16 protein-coding genes are annotated in these 14265 nt (G+C 68.9%); 8 read left to right on the forward strand and 8 right to left on the reverse strand.

Features of this window, described 5'->3' with window-relative positions:
- Positions 1 to 11 precede the first annotated feature (11 nt).
- The 4 genes from R3E10_16635 to R3E10_16650 all read right to left on the reverse strand — a co-directional run bounded on the left by R3E10_16635 (position 12) and on the right by R3E10_16650 (position 3813).
- Positions 12 to 401, reverse strand: coding sequence for a DoxX family protein (locus R3E10_16635; GenBank protein ID MEZ4417383.1), 390 nt, complete (start codon positions 399 to 401; stop codon positions 12 to 14).
- 87 nt (positions 402 to 488) lie between these two features.
- Positions 489 to 1406, reverse strand: coding sequence for an arginase (gene rocF, locus R3E10_16640; protein ID MEZ4417384.1), 918 nt, complete (start codon positions 1404 to 1406; stop codon positions 489 to 491).
- The gene (locus R3E10_16645; GenBank protein MEZ4417385.1) at positions 1406 to 2089 is read right to left on the reverse strand and encodes a DUF1707 domain-containing protein; all 684 of its coding nucleotides are present in this window, start codon (positions 2087 to 2089) and stop codon (positions 1406 to 1408) included. Before R3E10_16645 ends, rocF begins: the two co-directional genes overlap by 1 nt.
- Positions 2090 to 2166: 77 nt before the next feature.
- The gene (locus R3E10_16650; protein ID MEZ4417386.1) at positions 2167 to 3813 is read right to left on the reverse strand and encodes an amidohydrolase; all 1647 of its coding nucleotides are present in this window, start codon (positions 3811 to 3813) and stop codon (positions 2167 to 2169) included.
- 309 nt (positions 3814 to 4122) lie between these two features.
- On the opposite strand from R3E10_16650, the gene R3E10_16655 reads away from it, so the two are divergent.
- A complete protein-coding gene (locus R3E10_16655; protein MEZ4417387.1) occupies positions 4123 to 4293 on the forward strand; it encodes a hypothetical protein in 171 nt (56 codons plus the stop codon).
- Positions 4294 to 4499: 206 nt separating this feature from the next.
- Here the strand turns inward: R3E10_16655 and R3E10_16660 are convergent, their stop codons facing one another.
- Positions 4500 to 4733 carry a ferredoxin family protein gene (locus R3E10_16660; GenBank protein MEZ4417388.1) on the reverse strand — a complete coding sequence of 78 codons (234 nt, stop codon included), beginning with the start codon at positions 4731 to 4733 and terminating at the stop codon, positions 4500 to 4502.
- Positions 4734 to 4946: 213 nt separating this feature from the next.
- On the opposite strand from R3E10_16660, the gene R3E10_16665 reads away from it, so the two are divergent.
- Complete coding sequence (locus R3E10_16665; protein ID MEZ4417389.1) at positions 4947 to 6275, forward strand: carboxypeptidase regulatory-like domain-containing protein; 1329 nt, start codon at positions 4947 to 4949, stop codon at positions 6273 to 6275.
- A gap of 88 nt (positions 6276 to 6363) precedes the next feature.
- Here the strand turns inward: R3E10_16665 and R3E10_16670 are convergent, their stop codons facing one another.
- Both R3E10_16670 and R3E10_16675 read right to left on the reverse strand, forming a co-directional pair.
- Positions 6364 to 6912: a cob(I)yrinic acid a,c-diamide adenosyltransferase gene (locus R3E10_16670; GenBank protein ID MEZ4417390.1), complete on the reverse strand. Its 549-nt coding sequence runs from the start codon at positions 6910 to 6912 to the stop codon at positions 6364 to 6366.
- 15 nt (positions 6913 to 6927) lie between these two features.
- Entirely contained in the window at positions 6928 to 7179 is a 252-nt protein-coding gene (locus tag R3E10_16675) for a hypothetical protein (protein ID MEZ4417391.1), read from the reverse strand.
- A 104-nt stretch (positions 7180 to 7283) separates the two neighbouring features.
- Here R3E10_16675 and R3E10_16680 point away from each other — a divergent pair, with 104 nt between their 5' ends.
- The 6 genes from R3E10_16680 to R3E10_16705 are packed head-to-tail and all read left to right on the forward strand — an operon-like array spanning position 7284 to position 13551.
- Positions 7284 to 7793 carry a hypothetical protein gene (locus R3E10_16680; GenBank protein ID MEZ4417392.1) on the forward strand — a complete coding sequence of 170 codons (510 nt, stop codon included), beginning with the start codon at positions 7284 to 7286 and terminating at the stop codon, positions 7791 to 7793.
- 6 nt (positions 7794 to 7799) lie between these two features.
- The gene (locus R3E10_16685) at positions 7800 to 9032 is read left to right on the forward strand and encodes an RDD family protein (protein ID MEZ4417393.1); all 1233 of its coding nucleotides are present in this window, start codon (positions 7800 to 7802) and stop codon (positions 9030 to 9032) included.
- Between the two features lie 19 nt (positions 9033 to 9051).
- The gene (locus R3E10_16690; GenBank protein ID MEZ4417394.1) at positions 9052 to 9777 is read left to right on the forward strand and encodes a cytochrome c biogenesis protein CcdA; all 726 of its coding nucleotides are present in this window, start codon (positions 9052 to 9054) and stop codon (positions 9775 to 9777) included.
- The gene (locus R3E10_16695; GenBank protein ID MEZ4417395.1) at positions 9777 to 10517 is read left to right on the forward strand and encodes a thioredoxin domain-containing protein; all 741 of its coding nucleotides are present in this window, start codon (positions 9777 to 9779) and stop codon (positions 10515 to 10517) included. The genes R3E10_16690 and R3E10_16695 overlap by 1 nt, the downstream gene beginning before the upstream one ends.
- Complete coding sequence (locus R3E10_16700) at positions 10514 to 11284, forward strand: alpha/beta fold hydrolase (GenBank protein ID MEZ4417396.1); 771 nt, start codon at positions 10514 to 10516, stop codon at positions 11282 to 11284. The genes R3E10_16695 and R3E10_16700 overlap by 4 nt, the downstream gene beginning before the upstream one ends.
- Complete coding sequence (locus tag R3E10_16705; GenBank protein ID MEZ4417397.1) at positions 11281 to 13551, forward strand: S46 family peptidase; 2271 nt, start codon at positions 11281 to 11283, stop codon at positions 13549 to 13551. The genes R3E10_16700 and R3E10_16705 overlap by 4 nt, the downstream gene beginning before the upstream one ends.
- A gap of 31 nt (positions 13552 to 13582) precedes the next feature.
- Here the strand turns inward: R3E10_16705 and R3E10_16710 are convergent.
- The coding region (locus R3E10_16710; GenBank protein MEZ4417398.1) for a hypothetical protein at positions 13583 to 14265 on the reverse strand (683 nt) is incomplete at its 5' end.

A 14265-nucleotide genomic window follows, 5' to 3' on the forward strand; every position in this document is an offset into this window, starting at 1 on the left:
CGCCTTCGTGACTACTGCGACGGGCCGCGCTTCTTGCGCCAACCGTCCACGCTGAAGTCCCCCCCGCCGTGCGCGACGAGGAACAGGAAGATGAAGGTGTAGAGCACCGCCAACTCTCCGCCGTTCTGGATCGGCCAGAAGCCGTTGGGGAAGTGCCTCCACCAGAAGGCCACCGCCATCTGCCCGGCCAGCAGGAACGCCACCGGGCGCGTGAAGAGCCCGAGCAGGATCAGGGCCCCGCCGAAGAACTCCAGGAGGCCGGCGAACCCCAAGGGCCAACTGAACCAACCGCCGACCGCGTTGCCGCCCAGCCATCCGAACAGCTTCTGCGCGCCGTGCTGCCAGAACATCAGACCTGCGAAGATGCGGAGGAGATTCTTGGTGAGTTCGGTCAGCGCCATTTCACGCTCCAATCGAATGGTGTGGCCGGGGGTGGGGATCGACGATCCGCCCAGCCCCTTGGCTCGGGCGGCAACGACATGGGGACGTCAGACGATGGTCTTGCCCAGCGCGCTGGCGATCAAGCCCACGGCGAGGTGCGCCGTGCGGTTCTCACTGTCCAGCACGGGGTTCAGCTCCACCAGGTCCATGGACAGCAAGCAACCGGTTCGCGCAGCCTTCTCGCACATGAGGTGGGCCTCCCGGTACGTGATCCCACCCCGCACGGGGGTTCCCACACCGGGAGCCACAATGGGATCGATCGCATCCAGGTCGAACGACAAATGGAAGCCGGCAGTGCCCGTGCTGGCTCGCGCGATGGCCTCCTCGCAGCACGCGCCCATCCCACGGTCGTCGATCTCGGACATGGTGAAGACGCGCACGCCCGATGTGCGCACGATCTCGGCCTCGGTGCGGTCGAGGTCCCGCGCGCCCACGATGCTGGTATGCTCCGCCAGGACCGAAGCGTGCCCACCAGCCAGGCGGGTGAGCGCCTCCGGGCCGTCGCCGAGCAGAACGGAGAGCGCCATGCCGTGGATGTTGCCACTGGGGGTCGAGGCCGGCGTGTTCATGTCGGCGTGTGCATCGAACCAGATCAGTCCGATGGACTGTCCTCTCGATCGGTAGTGGTTCGCCACGCCCGCCACCGATCCGATGGACAAGGAGTGGTCGCCCCCCAGGATGAGCGGGAACTGGCCGCGCTCCAGCACGGAGGCCACCAGCTCGCGAGTGCGTGAGCAGACTGCGGTGATCTCCTCCAGGTACTTGGCCTTGGCGTCCCCCGGCCGCGCGAGCTCTTGACCGGGCACCTCTACGCGCCCGGCCTCGCGCACGGTGTGACCCAGCGACTCCAAGGACTCCTGCAGGCCCGCGATGCGCATCGCGGACGGCCCCATGTCCACTCCGCGCCGCCCGGCGCCCAGGTCCATGGGGACGGAGATGATCCCGATCTCACGCGGGCTCGTCATCAGCTTCCGTCTCCCAGCTCCTTGTGTCGCCCCCGCCGCAGGGCCCGTCGTCGCTGCCGCGCCTGTCGGGGCGTCTCGCCCGGATACAGGGTCTTGATCTCCACGCCACCCATGAGGGCCAGGCCGTTCACCTTCAGAATGGGGGCCTCGGGATCGTGGGTGGCGGGCTCTTCCGAGCGGTGGTCGAAGCCGCCCAGGATCGCCAGACCGCTGGCGTCGACGACCACGTCCGGAGGGACGATGATCTCGATGCCACCCATGACAGCCACGGCGGTCACTTCGGTCACCCCGGGCGGGAGGGCGGCGTCACGGTAGTCGAGCTTCGCCCCTCCCATGATGCCGATGGCCACGCTGCGTCGGGCCGGGAACCAGTGGCCCGCTCGGTGGGTGCCACCGAACACGCCCACCATGAGCTCGCGCTCCTTGACGCGTCCGGCGGGGGAGACCCGGGGCCGTGCCGCCATCTCCCCGGTCGACTGGTGCGGCACCAGGCCCCCGACCTTGGGCAGATCGTCGAGCAGGGCTTTGAGGTCGGCCGTGGACTCGGCTTGATGGGCCAGGTCCACGCGGCGCTCGAACTCGCCGACCGTGATGTGGTCCTGCGCGAACGTCTCGCAGAGCGCGTCGATCGCCTTCTGCCGCAGCGCCTCCAAACCCGTTTCGGGCTGTCTCGATTCCGCCACTCGACCACTCCTGTCGGCGCTCACTGTGGCGCCTGCGTACCGCTTCGTTCAAAGCCTCCGACTCGAACCTGCCAGCGCTACCTCCGTCGGTACTCCACCGTTCCGTCCACCACGGTCAGGTCCGCGACCAGCTCCCCGATGCGGTCAGGCTCGGTACCGAACAGGTCCCCGGAGACGACCACCAGATCGGCGGCCTTTCCCACCTCCAGGCTTCCGACCTCCGACTCCATGAAGCCCGCTCGGGCGCCCCCGCGCGTATACGCGACCAGCGCGTCTTCGAGCGTGATACGTTGCTCCGGCACCCAGCCTTCGGGGTTCGCCCCGTCGATGGTCTGGCGGGTGACGGCGGCCTCCATCCCCAGGAAGGGGCTCAAGGGTGCGACCGTCCAGTCCGATCCGAAGGCCAGCGGCGCGCCGGCATCCAACAGGGAGCGGAACGCGTAGGTGGTCTTGATCCGCTCAGGACCGATGCGCTTCTCCGCCCAACGGCCGTCGTCGGCCGCGTGGTAGGGCTGCATGGACGCGATCACCCCGAGCGCTCCGAAGCGCGGGATGGCATCGGCCCTGAGGTGCTGCGCGTGCTCGATGCGTTGACGCCGGTCGCGGGCACCGTTCCTGGCCTGGGCCTCGGCGAAGACATCGAGGAGCCAATCGTTGGCCTGGTCGCCGATGGCGTGCACGATGGTGTGCAGGCCGGCCGAGTCGGCCGCCAGGATCCACTCCCGCAGCGCCGTGGTGTCGGTGGTCAGCAGGCCGGCGGTGCTGGGATCGTCCGTGTAGGGCTCGTAGAACCAGGCGGTCGTCGACCCCAGCGATCCGTCCACGAAGGCCTTGAGACCTCCCCACCACAGCCGTCGGTCGCCCCGACCCTCGCGTCCCACCAGCTCGGCCAGGCGCGGCCAGGTGCTCATGGGCACCACCGAGTAGATGCGGATGGGGAGCCGACCCGCCGCTTGCGCGCGCCGGTAGGTCTCGAAGTGCGTCCAGTCCCCCATGTCGTGCACCTGGGTGACCCCGAGCGACAGGGCGTGCGCCACGGCGGCGTCGAGCGCCCGATCGAGGTCCGCCTCGGAAGGAGCCGGCATCACCCGGCCCACGAGCCCCATGGCCTCGTCCTTCAGGACGCCGGTCGGACGGCCCCTCGCGTCCCGCACCACCGTCCCGCCCGGCGGGTCGGGGGTTCCGGCCTCGACCCCCGCGAGCTCGAGCGCCCGTGTATTGGCCACGGCCATGTGACCGTCCAGCCGGCTCACGAAGACCGGATGGTCGGGGGTGACCCGGTCGATCCATGCTCGGTCGGGAAGCTCCCCGCCCCAGGCTTCGTGATCCCAGTCGCCGCCGGTGATCCAGGTGCCCGCGGGCCGGGTGCCGGCGAATTCCGCAAGGCGTCGCGTGAATTCCTCCGGGCTGTCGGCGCTCCGCAGATCCACGCTCGAGAGTTGAAAGCCGCCCTGAATGAAGTGGACATGTGCGTCGATCAGCCCGGGCAACACCGTGCGACCGTCGAGCTCCACGATCTCCGTGCTGCTCCCCACCAGCGACGCCAGGTCCGCCGCGGTGCCCAGCGCCACCACGCGCCCGTCGCGGATCGCGATCGCCTCCACCGAGGGCTCGTCCGCCCCCACCCAGACGCGGCCACCGCGGAGCAGCAGGTCGGCGGCCGAGTCGGGAGAACTGCAAGCAGTCATGCAAAAGGCCGTGAGTAGGAGAGGCAGGCGAGACATGGCTCCCGGCTTCTGTGGAGTTGAGCGGGCTCCCCGTCGACGGCGCCCGGATTCGAACGGTATCCCGACCCGACGCCGGAGCGCCAGCCGCCTGTGGCGTCGCAACGCCCATCCGTCGCGCCACCCCTACGAGTTCAGCTTTCCGAAGGTTCGTTTGGAGATCCGGGGACCCCGCACCACGCCGCCGTCGGGAACGGCACAGCACGCGGTGTGTTTGAGTTGCATGGGCCTGCCCAGGCGCGGGCACACTTCCTGCTCGCGTGCGTGCATGGAAGTCGGTGCAACAGACCGAAAGAGGTACAGGACACGATGTTCCGACGTGTGACGTACGGCTTGCTCGGCGCCGCGGCCCTCGCCGCCAGCGTGCTGCTCATCCGCGCGCAGAAGCAGCCGCAGGCCGAAGAGATCGACGCCGTGCCGCCGGGGGAGAACGTCCCCGGCCAGATTCGTCTCGACAAGCTGAGAGAACTCGGCATCTGAGACGACGCGGGAGCATGGACCCGGGCACGCTCGGGTTCCGCGCTGCCCGTGCGTGCTTCGCTTTCCCCCGCGGCTCCGAACCGGTCCGCCCCTGCCCGTCGTCCCGTCCAGCGCTCCCGTCGGCGTCCCACGCCCTGGTCCCCTGAAACGCAAACGGGCCGGGACCCATCGGCCCCCGCCCGCCCTTCCCGAAGCGCCCCGCTATCCTACTTGAAGTGCTTCGCGTTCTTCTCGATGTAGCTGCTCCACTCCGGCGGGACGTCGGTATCGGGGAAGATCGCCTGCACCGGACACTCGGGCTCGCAGGCCCCACAGTCGATGCACTCGTCGGGGTGGATGTAGTACTGATCCTCGCCCTCGTAGATGCAGTCGACCGGGCAGACCTCGACGCAGCTGGCGTCTTTGGTCGCGATACACGGCTCAGCGATGATGTAGGTCATGAATCCGCGATCCTCTCCGCCTGCCCGGGGCGGGCAGGGAACCTCCAGGTGGAACGGCCCCTATCTTCGTCGAAGCCTTTGGCGCTGGCAAGGCCCGCGCCGGAGCCTGATTTGGGCCCTTTTCCACCCGCCTGTAGCGGGAAAGCCCCCCCTGCCGTATGAAGTAGAGACAGGGGCTGGACCCTGCCTCAACAAACGAGCCTCCGCCCTTCGATGCGATCTCGCCTTCTGACCTTCCTGCTCGCTCTCCCGCTGGGAGCGGGCGCGCTGCATGCGCAGGATCCGGCGGGCCGTCTCGAGGGCTTCGTCTTCGACAGCACCACCGGCGAGACGCTGTCGGGGGCACGGGTGGTCATGTGGGGCACGGCCTACCAGGTCGAGAGCGACGCGGTCGGATCGTTCTTGTTCGAAGACATTCCCGTCGGATCCTATTCGATCGTCTTCTTCCATCCGCGCCTCGGCCACCTGGGCATTTCCTCCGGATCGCAGCAGGTGGAGGTCGGCCTCAGGCAGAGCGAGCCCTTGGTCCTCTCCACGCCGAGCATGTCCACCATCGTCGGGCAGATGTGTCTGCTCGACACCGGTAACCCCAACGCCGCCAACGTGACGGGCCAGGTCATCGACGCCACGGAAGGTGTGGGCATGCCGCGAGCGCGGGTGATCCTGCGCTGGCAGGAGGCCGGAAGGGAGCGCGAGCGCCCGGTCGATACCGACGTAGAAGGATGGTTCAGCGTGTGCGGTGTGCCGAGGGACGTCGACATCGCCGCCAGCGCCGAGTTCCTCGGGCTCTCCAGCCCCCGCCGCGAATTCCGGGTCGCACCCGCTCAGACCCACCGGGTCGACTTCCCTCTCGGTGAGCTGGACGAGTCGAGCGTGACGGGTGGGCTCACGGACATGGACAGCGGCGATCCCATCGAGGGCGCCCAGATCCAACTGCGTGACACCCGGTTCAGCACGATGAGCGATGAGCGCGGACTCTTCCGGCTGCGTGACGTGCCGCCGGGCGAGTACACCCTGGTCGTCTCCCACATCACGCATGCCACCCGGACCGAAGCCATCAGCGTCGGCAGTGGCGTGGGTGTGAACCTGGGCATCGTGATGGCCGAGGAAGCCATCGAGCTCGATCCCATCATCGTCACCATCGAGGCGCAGACGATGGCGGAGCAACTCTCGGCCGGTGGACATCTCGTCACCGCAGAGGAGCTGGCGCCGGTGAAGGAACGGGTCACCACCCTGGTGGACCTGCTGTTCCAGGCGCCGATCCCGGGCTTGATCGTCCGGCGGGCCGAGGGCGACATCTGTGCCCAGTTCGCTTCGGGTCAGGTGCGCTTCATGAAGTCCGGGTGCGAGTCGGCCACCTTCTATATCGACGGTGCCCGGCAAGCCAGCGCACAGGTCCTGATGGACCTCCCGGACGACATCATCGACCACATCGTGGTCTACAGGCCGGTCGAAGCGGGGGCCATCTTCGGCACCGGGGGCTCGCGGGGCGTGGTGATGATCTACACCAAAGGTGGAGTGCGGCGCTCCCAGCGTCGCTGATCCGCTCGGCCTGCTGACGCACCGCTCGACCCGCTGCTCAACCCGCTCACCCCGCTGCTCACCCGCGCTCAACCCGCTGACGAGCCCGTCAGCCGCTCCACTCCACATCGGCAACGCCGGCCCTCGCGTTGGCCAGGCGCGCCCACACGAACAACAGATCGCTCAGCCGGTTCAGATAGCGGATCAGTACGGGATCGACCGAATCCGCCTCGGCCAGGGCCGTCACGCGGCGCTCCGCCCGCCGGCACACCGTGCGGGCCACGTGCAGCGCCGCACCACCCGGGGAGCCCGCTGGAAGCACGAAATGCCGAAGCGGCGGCAGCTCGTCGTCCGCGGCATCGATCCATGCTTCCATCTCCGCGATCCGGTGCTCAGGCAACGGGGGGAGCGCCGGCCGCGGGTGCCCCGGCTCCGCCGGTGGAGTGGCCAGATGGGCGCCCATCGAGAACAGGTCGCGCTGCAGCGCCGTGATCCGCTCCGGGAGCTCGGCGGTCAAGGAGGGCCGGGCCAAGCCCAGCGACGCGTTCAGCTCGTCCACGGTGCCGAACGCCTCGACGCGCAGGTGGGCCTTGGAGACGCGCCCTCCACCGAACAGTGCGGTCGTGCCGGTATCACCGGTGCGTGTGTAGATCTTCATCGGAGTCGGTTGAGGTCAGCGCAGGCGGGTCAGGCGGCGGAGGGCCTCGGCCTTGTCCAGGAGGGAGCCCCCCGTGGCCGTTTCGGCGGCGGGCACCGAGGACAGCAGCGCCCTCAGGTCGAGCAGCACCTCGAGGTAGAGCTGGTCCCTCTGGTACCCGAAGTCCAGGTCGGCCATGCGCCCGGACTCCTCGGCCGCCGCAGCCCGCTCGAACTCGCCCCGGTACAGCTCCTCGAGGTTCGCCAGGATCCGTTCGCGCGCGCGCATGTCTCCTCCGGGCTTTGGCTCGCCACCACTGGGCCCGCTACTTTGCGGCTCGCAACGCCTGGCGAGGGGTTTCCGTAAGGTAGCGAACCTTCCGGAGGAACAGCATGGATCGACCGGCAAAGGACGACGCCGCCGAGGCCAATCGTCTCTATTGGAGCTCGAACAAAGGGGTCAACCAGATCGCCGACGATCTGGGGATGTCCAAGGGCATGCTCTACGCAGCCATCCGACCGCTGCCCTCCGAGTACGCCTGCCCACTTTGTCAGGGCGAGTTGGTCTATGCCAATCGCACGGCCCTCGAACGTCAGGTCCTCAGCTGCCCCGAGTGCGAGCACGAGTTCGAGGAGCGAGCGGCCAAGCTGCAACGCATCGCCACCGCGTCCGACCTGGAGCCGCTGGCTGCGGAGGGACCGCGACTGCGGGTGGACCTGAAGCGCGCCCGCCGTGAAGAAGCCGCCGCGCCCACGGTGACCCCGGATACGGGTACGCTTCCTGGCACCACACCGGAGCCGGTGGCCGGATCGCGCCAGGGGACCACCCGGACACTCGTGGGTGCCGCCGCGTTGTGCCTGGGCGTCGGCGTGATGATCGGCCGCTATCTGGAGCGGCGCTGACCGGCAATGACCACCACAGCTGATCCGCGGAGTCACGTCACCCCCGACGCGTTCGCGATCTCCGACGAGGTGATGGGGCTCCCGCTCGCGTCGCCAGGTCGACGCGCGGTGGCGTTGGCCCTGGACGGGATCCTCATCGGCATCGTGTCCCAGTTGTCATGGAAGCTGCTGGGAGTCATCGCGGCGATCGCCTTCTTTCGAGTGGCTACCCGCAGGGGTGCCGTGGCCGGCAGGGTGGGGCGTGGCTTCTCGTACTCGGTGGGCTGCCTCGGTGCGCTGATCCTCTTCAGCACCGTGGTGGTGTGGACCGGTGTGGTGCGCGACTGGCTCACGCCGGACCGACTCCCCTCGGCTCCGCCCCCCGTGGAGGGCGCCGCCCTGCTTGGAGATCTGGTCAGCGGAAGCGTGGCCGCAGTGCGGCTCAGACAGGCCACCGCCGAGGACGAAGCCGTGGATCTGGGAGTCGAGTTCGTGCGGAGTGCGCTTCGAGCCACGGACACCTCGGAGGACGACGCCCTGGCGGGCGTGCGCGACTTGATGCCCGAGGAGCCGTCGTTCGACGTCGATGTGGTGATGCAGCGCATCGCTGCCGAGATCGGCAGGGGCCCGGCGGCTGCGGAGGCCGCGAAGGAGACCGTCGATGCGGATACGCTCTCCGCCGAGGAGGCCTGGAGTCGTTTCCTGGCGTTGGAGGCCTCCGACTCCCTGAGCCGCGAGGAGCGGGTGCTCCGGGAGCAACTGAGGAATCGCCTCGCCGAGCAGGTGGCTGCGGATACGCTGGCCACCTTGAACCGAAGGCTGTCCGGGGCGCGTCGCGACGTCGACGAACTGGAGCGCGAACGCGACCGGGCCCGCGACGCGCTGACGGAACGCGAGGAAAACCAGGGTCTGTTCGGCTGGCTGCTGAGCACCGTGGACCAGTTGGGGCTCACCTTCGGGTGGGGTGCGCTCTACCTGGCCACCTTCATGACACTGATGAAGGGCCAAACGCCCGGAAAGCGCGCGCTGGGCCTCCGCGTGATCCGCCTGGACGGGCAGCCCATCGGCTGGTTCGCCGCCTTCGAGCGCGCCGGTGGCTATGCGGCCGGAGTGGCCACCGGCCTGCTCGGGTTCGCCCAGATCCTCTGGGACCCCAACCGGCAGGGGATCCACGACAAGATCGTGGCGACGGTGGTGGTGCGAGAGGGTGCGCCCCGGGCGCCGGGGTCGGGACGCACCGGGGGCCTCCCCGCTCGCTGAGGGACCTCAGAGCCCGCGCATGGACTTCTCCGTCTCCTTTCCGCTGGCGTTCGCCGCCGGCCTGGTCAGCTTCCTCTCACCCTGCGTCTTCCCGCTGGTCCCGAGCTACCTGGCGGTGGTCTCGGGCCTGACTCTGGGGGAGCTCTCCGAGCGCTCGGAGCGGGGGAGCGCCGCCGTGGGGGCGATCCTCTTCGTGGTGGGATTCACCCTGGTGTTCATGTCGCTGGGGGCGGCCGCCACGGCGTTGGGGCGGGCCTTGGCGCAGGTGCTGCCTTGGATCCAGCGGATCGGCGGAGCGTTGATCGTTCTGATGGGCCTCTACATGCTGGGCGCCTTCCAGTCCATGTTCCTGGCCCGGGAGCGGCGTTTCCACACGGCCGCCCGGCCCACCGGGCCCGTGGGAGCCCTGCTGGCCGGGGTGGTCTTCGGGGCCGGCTGGTCGCCCTGCATCGGCCCGGTGCTGGCCACCATCCTGCTGATGGCGGGACTGGAGGGCTCGGTGCTCAAGGGCAGCCTGCTGCTGGGAACCTACGCCCTGGGCCTGGGGGTGCCCTTCGTGGCCGCGGCCCTGGGGCTCCGCCACCTGCTCTCGCGCTCCAACCGCATCCGGCGCTGGTCCTTGCCCCTCCAGCGGGTCGCCGGAACCTTCCTCGTGTTGGTGGGGCTTCTACTGCTCACCGGCCACTTCGCCGCGCTCACCGCCACGCTCGCCCAGATGGGCCAGCTCATCACTCTGGAACCTTGATGGCTCTGCAGTCTCGACGCGCCGCCGGGCGCGCCCCGTTTGTCTTCCTGGCACTGCTGGCGAGCGTCGCCTGCGGGTCGGGTGAGGCCGCTCCCGGCACGGCGCTGACCACCGCCCAGGCCGGGGTGCCTGCCCCGGTGCTTGACCAGCCCCTGGCCCAGCCGGAGCCCGAACGGATCGACATCTCCGATCTGGGGCATGTGCGGGGCAACCCCGAAGCACCCATCCAGGTGGTCGAGTTCACGGACTTCGGGTGCGGCTACTGCAAGCAGTTCCACGACAACACCTGGGGCACGCTGGAGCGGAACTACGTGGACACGGGCAAGGTCTTCTGGCGCACGGTCCACTTCAACGTCGGGATGTTCAAGAACGCGCAGGACGCCGCCGTGGCTGGTGAGTGTGCGTTCGCCCAGGGCGGCCAGCAGCGTTGGGACGAGATGCGGGTGGGGTTGTTCGCCGCGCAGCGCGAATGGAAGGGTACCGACGACGCCGGTCCCATCTTCGAACGGGTGGCGCGCGAGGCCGGGCTCGACGCATCGGCGTTCCAGGCCTGCATGGGCAACCGCGACGTGGAGGAGCCGGTGCGCTTCGCCAACGACGTGGCGCGCAGAGCGGGCGTGCGCGGCACGCCCACGTTCTACGTCAACGGCTACCCGGTGCAGGGCGCCTTGCCGCTCGAGGCGTTCTCCGAGTTCTTCGACCGTCTCCTGGAGGCGGAAGCCGAGGGCGCGGCGGGTTGACGCTCCACGTCACCGACTACGGCGGCGCGGGCCGGCCGCCGCTCGTGGTGATGCACGGGCTGTTGGGGTCGGCCCGCAACTGGGCGGGCACGGGCAAACGTCTGGCCGAGCACTACCACGTACTGGCCCTCGACCTGCCCAACCACGGCGCCTCCCCCGCCCTGGATCCGGCGGACTACCCCTCCATGGTGCGGGCGCTGCTCGCCACGCTGGACGGGCTCGGCCTGGAGCGGGTCACCCTCATGGGGCACAGCCTGGGTGGTAAAGTGGCCATGTGTGCGGCCTGCTGGCACCCGAGCCGGGTAGAGCGTCTGCTGGTGCTCGACATCGCTCCCCGCCAATACGTCCCCGACTATCGCTCCTTCGACGCGATGCAGGCGGTCGATCTGGGGCGCGTGAGCCAGCGCACCGACGCCGAGACGCAGATGTCGGAGTTCGGGCTCAGCGACTCGCACCGACTGTTTCTGTTGACCAACCTGGTCCGCACCGATGAGGGCACCTACCGCTGGGCGGTGGACCTGGAGCTGCTGCGTCGCCAGCTCCCGCTGTTCACGGCTCCCCCGCTCCGACCGCAGGACCGGTACGAGGGGCCCACCCGCTTCATCGTGGGGGGTGGCTCCAGATACTGGACAGAAGGAGATTTGGAGATCGCGCTTCGTCATTTCCCCCGGGCGGACGTCGTAGTCCTCCCGGACAGTGGTCACAACGTGCATATCGAAGGCGGCGCCCAGTTTCTGTCCGCCGTCCAATCCTCGGAGAGTCCATGATCGCCGCCATGCCGTTCGCCCGCTCCGGGCTCGTTCTCTCGCTGCTGCTGGCCCTCGGGTGTGCGGGCTCGCCAGCCGCCGAGCCGGTCATGAGGCCCATGCCGGAGGCGGGTCCCGTGGCCACCAACCAGGAGCCGGATCTCGCGGTGAGCCAGCCGCCCGAAGCGGCCGGGATGCCCGAGCCCGCCATGGCGGTCCAGGGTCTCGACACGGTGCGCGCCGGGCAGTTCGACAACGGTCGCATGTGGACGTTCGAGTATCCGCCCACGGAGTACTTCGCGTCCACCTACGGCTTCGACCCGAACACGCGCTGGTTCGAGCACGCCCGCCTGGGTGCGCTGCGCATCCCCGGGTGCTCCGCCTCCTTCGTGTCTCCCACCGGGTTGGTGATGACCAACCATCACTGTGCGCGCGATCACGTATCGGCCGTCAGCAAGGAAGGTGAGACCCTGTTGGACGATGGGTTCTTCGCCATGCGCCAACAGGACGAGCGCGCCATCGAGGACTTCGAGGCGGACCGGCTCGTCGAGATCCGCGACGTGACCGACGAGGTGCGCGCAGCCGAGCAGGGCATCATGGAAGACGAAGCCCGCAGCGAGGCGCGCCAGGCCAAGATCGAAGCGTTGGAGGAGAGCCTGCTCGAGGAGTTCGGTGGCGAGGACGGCGGCCATCACATCGAGATCATCTCGCTGTACGACGGGGGTCGCTACTCCGCCTACATCTTCCGCCGCTATACCGACGTGCGTCTGGTGATGGCGCCCGAGTTGCAGATCGGCTTCTTCGGCGGGGATCCGGACAACTTCACGTACCCCCGTTACAACCTGGACATGAGCTTCCTCCGGGTCTACGACAACGGGCAGCCGCTGGATACGCGCGACAACTACTTCCGTTGGAGCACGGCGGGCGTGAAGGAGGGCGATGCCGTGTTCGTGATCGGCAATCCGGGCTCGACCTCCCGCATCCAGACGGTGGCAGAGCTGGAGTTCCGGCGCGATGTCGGCGACAAGGGCGTGCTGGACTTCATCGACTCGCGCATCGAAGTGCTGGAGGCGTACTACGCCCGCGATCCCGAGACCGCGGAGCGGTTGGACCTGCGCAACGAGATCTTCAGCCTGCAGAACTCGCAGAAGTCGTATCGGGGCGTGATCGAGGGCCTGTACGATCCGGTGATCCTTGCCAAGCGTCAGGACTCCGAGCAGAAGTTCCTGGACGCGATCGAGGCCGACCCGTCCCTGAAGGCGCAGTACTCGGGCCTGGTGCAGCGCATGGCGGAGCTCCAGGACGCCAAGCGTGCCTACGCGCCGGGCTTCGGCTCCTTCCTGGCGTTCACCACGCCGGCCTATGGATCTGCGACGCTGTCCCGTGTGCTGCCGGCGTTCCAGTACCTGGGGGCCAAGGCCCAGGGCGCGCCGCCCGAGGCGCTGCAGGAGGCGTTGGACGAGTTCCTGGCCGTGCCCGACTATCCGGCCGAGCTGGACGAGATGTTGATCGAGGCGCGCTTCGAGGACCTGATCCGCAACTACGGCGAGGACGACCCGCAGGTGCAGGCGCTGCTGCAGGGCCGCTCCGCGGAGGGCGCCGCCGCGTTGATCGTGCAGGGCACGATGTTGGCGGACTCGGCCGGTGCCGCCGAGGCGCTGCAGAACGGCACGCTCAACCCCATGGACCCGGCCATGTCGCTGGTTCAGCGCATGTTCGGGCTGATCGGACCGTTCCAGGAGGGTGTGCAGCCGCTGGGCACCGAGGAAGAGGAGATCAAGGTGAAGCTGGGCCAGGCCCGCTTCGCGGTGTACGGCACCACCGTCCCACCAGACGCCACCTTCTCCCTGCGCATCGCCGACGGCGTGGTGAGCGGCTATCGCTACAACGGCACCTTGGCCCCCACCCACACCACGTTCTACGGCTTCTACGACCGGTACTACTCCTTCAACGGAGTGGAGGGTGGAGACAATCCCTGGGCGTTGCCTACGCGCTGGCAGAAGCCGCCCGCATCGTTCGATCTGTCCACACCGCTGAACTTCGTCTCCACGGCCGACATCATCGGCGGCAACTCCGGATCACCGGTCGTGAACAAGGACCTGGAGGTGGTGGGTCTGGTCTTCGACGGCAACATCGAGAGCTTGCCCGGTGACTACATCTACCTGACCGAGACCGCCCGCTCGGTGGCGGTGGATGCGCGCGGTATCCTGGAGGCGCTGCGGGACATCTACGGGCTACGCAGGATCGCGGACGAGCTGGAGGCGGGGGCGCGGGCCGGGGCGCGCTGAGGGCCCTGAAAAGCAAAGGAGTGCGGGAGCCTCAGGGCTCCCGCACCGCCCGGAACAGCCGATCCGCCACGGTGGCCATGGCCGGCACGCCCACGAGCAATAGGCCGCGCCCCATCCAGTCTGCTCCGCTGAATGCGTCCTGTTCGCCGGACGTGGCCAGGATGTAGCCGGGCAGTCCCACCAGCGCCGCGGCCAGCATGGTGTGACTCCAGCGCCCACGCGATAGATCGGTATCCCCCGCCCAGCGCGATCCGAGCGTCGTGCCCAGCAGCGGTAGCCCCACCAGCAGGAGGCGGCTCCCCGCGGTGCCCACTGTGCCGCACTCGGAGTCGAAGAAGTGCTGGGAGAGCCCCGAGAAGTCGAGGCAACTCCGCCCCACGGCCACGCCGAGGGCGAGGCCGGCGGCGTTCGCCAGGGCGCTGGCCAGAAACACCTTCTCCCACCGGTAGCGCTGGCCCTCCAGCGACCAATCGTAGAGACGCTGCGGAACGCGCTCCACGTTCGGGTCGGTCCTCTCGCCAAGCACGGAAGCCGCCGTGCGCGTGGTGATCAGCAGGACGCCGAAGCTGGTGTCGGTCCCGTAGGTCGCGCCCGCCTCGCCCGGAGCGAGCAGCTCCATGCGCTCCACCTCTTCCAGTGGAAGCGAGCCGTACAGATACCGCGGCGCCGCGACGCGCACGCCGTCCAGGATCACCATGGGCTCGTGGCAGCCCG

This window comes from Gemmatimonadota bacterium (genome assembly GCA_041390105.1).
Lineage (GTDB): Bacteria > Gemmatimonadota > Gemmatimonadetes > Longimicrobiales > Gaopeijiaceae > JAGQIF01.